Annotated in this window: 3 protein-coding genes; 2 read left to right on the forward strand and 1 reads right to left on the reverse strand. The window is 74.2% G+C overall.

Going from position 1 to position 4,429, the window contains the following annotated elements:
- Both F6X68_RS30980 and F6X68_RS30985 read left to right on the forward strand, forming a co-directional pair.
- Positions 1-802: NAD(P)/FAD-dependent oxidoreductase (locus tag F6X68_RS30980; RefSeq protein WP_192581614.1), on the forward strand; the 802-nt coding region annotated here is incomplete at its 5' end.
- Between the two features lie 311 nt (positions 803-1,113).
- Positions 1,114-3,297, forward strand: coding sequence for a N,N-dimethylformamidase beta subunit family domain-containing protein (locus tag F6X68_RS30985; protein WP_151457574.1), 2,184 nt, complete (start codon positions 1,114-1,116; stop codon positions 3,295-3,297).
- A 6-nt stretch (positions 3,298-3,303) separates the two neighbouring features.
- Here the strand turns inward: F6X68_RS30985 and F6X68_RS30990 are convergent.
- On the reverse strand, positions 3,304-4,429 hold a 1,126-nt coding region (locus F6X68_RS30990), incomplete at its 5' end, for a magnesium and cobalt transport protein CorA (protein ID WP_370519018.1).

Below are 4,429 nucleotides of genomic sequence, written 5' to 3' on the forward strand. Positions count from 1 at the left end.
GCTGCGCGTGCTGCGCCGGGCGGGGGTGCCGGTCCGGTTCGCCACGGTCGTCCGCCGCGCCGACGGCGACCCGGACCTGAGCGCGGTGACCCTCGCCGAGGTCGGCCCCACGGGGCAGCCGGTGCCCGGGACCGACCGGGAGGTGCCCTGCGACGTGCTGGCGCTGGGCTACGGCTTCGTCCCCTCCGTCGAGCTGGCCCGGCAGGCCGGCTGCGCGGTGACCTGGGACTCGCCCGCGGGCGGTTGGGTGGTCGGGCACGACGAGTGGTTGCGTACCTCGGTGCCCGGGATCGCGGTGGCCGGCGAGCTGACCGGCGTCGCGGGTGCCGAGCAGGCGGCGGTCGAGGGCCGGCTGGCCGCCCTGGGCGTGCTGCGCGACCTGGGGCTGCTCGATGAGCGTCGGGCCGCCGCGCTGGCCGACCCGGTGCGCCGGGAGCTGCGCCGCCGGCGACGTTTCGTCACCCGGGTGCTCGACCGCTTCGCGCCGGACCGGGCGGCCCTGGGCAGCCTGGTCACCGACGACACCGTGCTCTGCCGCTGCGAGGAGGTGCGGGCCGGTGACGTGCGCCGGGCGCTGGCGGCCAACCCGCACCTGGGCACCGCGAACGCGGTCAAGCTGGTGACCCGCGCCGGGATGGGCCTGTGTCAGGGCCGGTCCTGCCAGCCGGGCCTCTGCCAGTTCATCTGCACGCTGACCGGCCGGGGGCCGGAGGAGGTCGGGGCGTTCACCGCGCAGGCGCCGGTCAAGCCCGTCCCCCTGCGCGCCCTCGCGGTCGGCGACGCGCTGCCCGACACGCCCTGACCGCCGCGCCGCCCGGCGCGCCCTGACCAACGCGCTCTGACCAACGCGCTGCCCGGCACGCCCGGACCGACGCGTCAAGCCGGCCGACGCTGATCAGGTCGCCGCCGGGCCGCGCCGGGCCCGTCGCCTCGATCGACAACAGTCAATCGCCTTCCGTCAATCGCTTGATCGGCGGGATCGGCGCGGGCCGGCCGGTCGGAGGTGCTCGCGGATCATCCGATTTCCCCGCTCAGGGCGCTTGGCGGGGCCACGCCGGCGCCGTCGGTTTCGTAGGTTGCCCAGCACATCCGCCTCGCCGGAGAGGGGTCGCCATGGGAAACGTGCCGGGCCTGGGGGGCGTACCGCGCCGACGGCTGCTCCGCGACGGCGCCGTCATCGCCGCCTCCGTGCCGCCGCTGCTGCTGGCGGGCTCGTCCGGCGCGTCGGCCGCCGTGCCCCAGTACGACCCGCAGCAACGGTTCATCCGCCTGGTCGGCGGCGGGTACGGCGTCATCTTCGCGATCCAGGCCGACGGCGCGCTGTACTGGTACCGGCACACGGGCTGGCAGACCGGCGCGTTCACGTGGGCGAGCGGTTCGGGCCGCCGGATCGGCTCCGGCTGGCACCAGTTCCGGGCGGTCTTCGGCGGGCTCGACGGCTCGCTCTACGCCGTACGCGGCGACGGCACCGTCCACTACTACCGCTACCGGCTGACCAACTCGACGACCGGCGCCGGCACCTGGATCAGCGGCGGGCAGATCGGCGCCGGATTCGAGCGCTATCCCCGGCTGTGCGGGTTTCACGGCGCGTTCTACGGACAGAACGCCGCGGGCGACCTCTTCCTGCATCAGTACGACCTGGTCAGCAGGACGTGGACGGTCCAGGGGGCGCGTATCGGTGGCGGCTTCACCGGTGCCGTGTTGCAGGCGGACACCTCCGGGGTCCTCTACGCCTACCACTACGGCGACATCCGCTGGCACCGGCACCTCGGCGGCGGCGCCTGGGCGTCGGGCTCGGGCCTGCGGATCGGCTCCGGCTTCCGCAACTTCTTCCTCAACGACGGGGTGTGGTGCACCGGCCAGGGGGCGCTGTACGCGATCCCGCCGGACGCGGCCACCGCCCGGCAGAGCGGCGCGCTCACGCAGTACCGGTTGACGAACCACACCACCGCCGGCCCCGACGGGCGGGCCGCCTGGATGAACAGCGGCACCGGCAAGCGGGTCGGCTCCGGCTGGACGGTGCAGACGCAGGCCGCCCTCCAGGGCTACGCCAACACGCCGAGCGTGGCGCAGGGCGAGGTGGCACGCTTCGCGGTGTCCACGGGGTTCCCGTCGCTCACCGCGTCGATGGTCCGGCTGGCACCCAACCCCGGCGCCCCCGTGGTCGTCTCGCCGCCGCTTCCCGTCACCGGCGGGGTGCAGTCGCTGCCGGTGGGGTTCCTCGGCGTCGGCTGCGGCTGGTCGGACCGGTTGCAGTTCCGGGTCCCCGCAGACTGGCAGCCCGGCCTCTACGCCGCCCGGCTGGAGGGCCCGAACGGGCTGCACCGGTACGTGCCGTTCCTTGTGCGGCCGACCCGCCCCACCAACAGGATCGCGGTGTTGCTGCCCACCTTCACCTACAACGCCTACAACAGCTGGGGCGGGCACAGCCAGTACTGCCCGGACATGACGGGCCGCCGGCCCCTCTCCGTACGTCGGCCGTCGACGGAGCTGAACGTCGACGACCCCGGGATCCGGGACCACACCCTCTTCTCGGATCTCCTGCTGACCCGCTGGATGTCCCGGCAGGGGCTCGCCTTCGACGTCTACGAGGACGCCGACCTGCACGGCTCCAACGGCTGGCTCACCAACTACCGGGTGCTCGTGCTGGGCAGCCATCCCGAGTACTGGTCCGACACGATGCGGCAGCGCCTGGTCAACTTCCAGGCCGGCGGCGGCCGGCTGATCTACCCGGGCGGCAACGGCCTGTACGAGCGGGTGCAGGTCGACTCCGGTCGTACGGTGGTCACCTACCGCCGGTCGGACGGCAGGCGGGACATCTACACGGAGCTGGGCCTGCCCGCCTCGCAACTGCTCGGCACCAACTACGTCGACGCCGGCACGTACGCGCCGTACCAGGTGCTGCGTGACCACCCGCTGCTGGCCGGCACCGGCCTGGTGGTCGGCAGCAGGTTCGGCCGCACGGGTTACAACGGCGCCGCCAGCGGCTGGGAGACCGACGGGCTGCGCGGGCTGGCCGGCGAGGCGTCCCCGGCGCAGGTCATCGCCCGGGGCGAGAACCCCGGGGGCCAGGGCGCCGCGATGGTCTTCCTGGAGCGGCCCAACGGCGCCCTGGTCTTCAGCGCGTCCTCGATCTCGTTCGTCGGCGCCCTGGCGGACGATCCGGCGATGTCGACCCTGTTGCGCAACGTCTTCGACCGGATGCTGGCGTCGGCCCCGGCGGTCCGGGCCACCGAGGTCCCGATGCCGCGTACCAGCCCCGCGCCCGCGATCCCGGAGCCGTCCACGATGGAGTAGCGGCGCTCAGAGCCAACCCGAGCGGCGGAAGAGGCGGTGCAGGGCGAACGCGGTCAGCGCCATCAGGCCGAGCGCGGTGGGGTAGCCGTAGCGCCAGTGCAGCTCCGGCATGTTGGCGAAGTTCATGCCGTAGATGCCGGCGATGCCGGTCTGGGTGGCGGCGATGGCGGCCCACGCGGCGATCTTGCGCATGTCGTTGTTCTGCTCCACCGCGAGCTGCGCCAACCGGGACTGCACGATCGAGGTCAGCAGGTCGTCGTAGGCGGCGACCCGGTCCACCGCCCGGGTCAGCCGGGCGTCCACGTCGACGAACCATCGGTGCAGGCCGCGCGGCGGGTTGTCGGGCCGCTGGTCGAGCAGGGAGCGCAGCGGCGCCTGGAGGGGCTGCACCGCCCGCTTGAACTCGACCACCTCCCGCTTGAGCTGGTAGATGTGCTGGATGTCGGCCGAGCGGTCGCGGGCGAACACCGCCTCCTCGACGCGTTCCAGGTCCCGCTCGACGTGCCCGGCGACCTCCAGGTAGAGGTCGACCATCCGGTCGCAGACCGCGTAGGCGACCGCCCACGGGCCCTGCGCGAGCACCGCGGGGCGCTGCTCGACGTCGGCGCGTACGCAGGTGAGCGCGCCCGCGGCGCCGTGCCGCACCGTGACGGCGAAGCGGTCGCCGACCAGCACCATCACGTCGCCGGTGTCGACCACCTCCGAGGTGTCGGTCAGCTCGGCGTGCTCGACGTAACGGGCGGTGCGCAGGACCAGCAGGGTGACGTCGCCCTCGCGGCGCACCGTGGGGCGGTGGCCGTCGGCGAGGGCCTGCTCGACGGTGAGGTCGTCGAGCCCGAAGGTGCGGCCGACGGCCGCCATCACCGCCGGATCGGGCTCGTGCAGACCCAGCCAGACGAAGGCGTCGCGGCCGCGACGGCTGCGGGCGTACGCGTCGGCGTAGTGCAGGCGGCCCGGCTCGCGCCGCCCGCCGACGTAGACGGCACAGTCGACCACGGCGTCGGGATTGGAGCGCCGGGGCTCCGGCGCGCGCTGCCCGGGCAGCGGTCGGCCGAGCAGCCGGTCGAACACGGCCGACAGCCTGACCCGTTCCCTCGCCAGCCGAACCACCCGTCCCCCTCCGCCGCACCGG

The organism is Micromonospora sp. AMSO12t, from assembly GCF_008806585.1.
GTDB lineage: Bacteria > Actinomycetota > Actinomycetes > Mycobacteriales > Micromonosporaceae > Micromonospora > Micromonospora reichwaldensis.

Excerpts from the sequence above, each read along its gene's own strand:
- F6X68_RS30985 (WP_151457574.1), top strand. The coding sequence starts at position 1,114 with ATGGGAAACGTGCCGGGCCTGGGGGGCGTACCGCGCCGACGGCTGCTC.